Consider the following 1,430-nt stretch of genomic DNA (forward strand, 5'->3'; position numbering starts at 1 on the left):
GGTGTTCTTCCCGCCCCCCGCGTGTCCCGGCCCCCGCCGCCGCCCGGGGGGGGGGCTTGCCCCCGCCCCCACGGGCTTTTGGGGGGGCTAAACGCACTTGGCTCGGTCGGACGCTGGAGGCGGTCAGGTGTCCGCCGTTTGGGCTGGGAGACGCCCGAGGTTGTGGACGAGCTGTACGTGGTCGCGAATGCTCCTGCGCCGCGGTAGTGCTGCCGCACCAGCAGGTTCGTGGTGGGGTGGACGGTGTCGGAGAGCCCGCGCCTGCTGGCGAAGGCTAGAGGCAAGGCCGATAGCCGCAGTTGGAGGCGGCCTCACCTTCGAGGTGGTGACGGCGACTTCGAGGTCCGTAGGCCAGGCGGCGCTGCTGGAACAGCGTCGATCGTGCCTGCGGCTGCGGCGACGGCATGGATCAGCATCGCCAGTGCGACCAAGTCGCTTCCGTGCACTCTGTGTCATCTGCGGCGCTGCCCGAGCAGGTTGTTCGCGCCGGGCGTAAGAGCGACGGCGCGGTGCCTGCACCTGCGGTCACAGCCGACGCGAGCGCGTTTAGCGGGCTAACTGCGCTCGCCGGGCTTCGGGGCCCAGGGTGGCGCGGGTGGCGGCTCGGGTGGCAGAACGGTGATGGAGACGCCTGCGCTGGGCGTCGGGATATCGGCGAACGCGAGGGCCGGGTTGGCCCAGGCGGCAGGCTCCGGAGACCGCAAGTGGATCAAGACCGCCGCCCCGGCGGCGGCCACGACGGCGACGACGAGCAGCCACATCCCTGGCTCCATGGTGGTTGTCGTCAGCCCGAACTGCTCCGAAGCGGGCAAATCGACCCCGCCCATCGCGATGGTGCTCACGGCGCCCGCGAGGAAAACCGCCCCTGCCGAGGTCAACCACCGGGCAAGTGCGCCAGCGGATCCCGTCGACACGTACCGGCCCGCGACGACGGTGGCGGCCAGCAGGAGAACCGCCGCGAGTACGAGCGGAAAACCCACTGGCGCGGCCAGTTCACTCACCGTCGCTCCCCCGACCGTGAGCCTGTTCTCCCAAGCAGTCCGTACCAGAACAAGGCCGTGGAAGTCGGTGTCCGCGGTCGGCGTATCGCTTGGGCTGAAGCTCTGTTCGCTGCGGAACAGATCCAGGAGAGAACCCGCGATCGTCAGTGCCATGGCGAGCAGGGTCAGCGCCAGCGGGACGAACCCGCGCGGCTGATGCAATTCCGCGGGGTGAGGCTGGGCGGTAGCGACCGCCGGTATGGACGGTTGCCCGGTCGTCGACGGCTCGGGCGCCGGAGGCGTATCCACCTCCTCGATCGTGGCAGCCGATGCCCGGCACGACAACCACCGTGCCGTCTCTCTCCGCCAAACCGCCCGACCGCCGGGGCCCACTGACTGCGTTTAGCCCGCTAAACGCGCTCGCCACCCCGCCACCGAGCGCGTTTAGCG

General features: G+C 70.3%; 1 protein-coding gene. It reads right to left on the bottom strand.

Translation table 11 applies throughout. The features are described from left to right. Positions 1-554 precede the first annotated feature (554 nt). Positions 555-1,154, bottom strand: coding sequence for a hypothetical protein (locus tag ACFWX1_RS35435; RefSeq protein ID WP_378394151.1), 600 nt, complete (start codon positions 1,152-1,154; stop codon positions 555-557). Positions 1,155-1,430: the final 276 nt, after the last annotated feature.

The organism is Amycolatopsis sp. NPDC059021 (genome assembly GCF_042739895.1).
In the GTDB taxonomy this organism is placed as follows: domain Bacteria; phylum Actinomycetota; class Actinomycetes; order Mycobacteriales; family Pseudonocardiaceae; genus Amycolatopsis.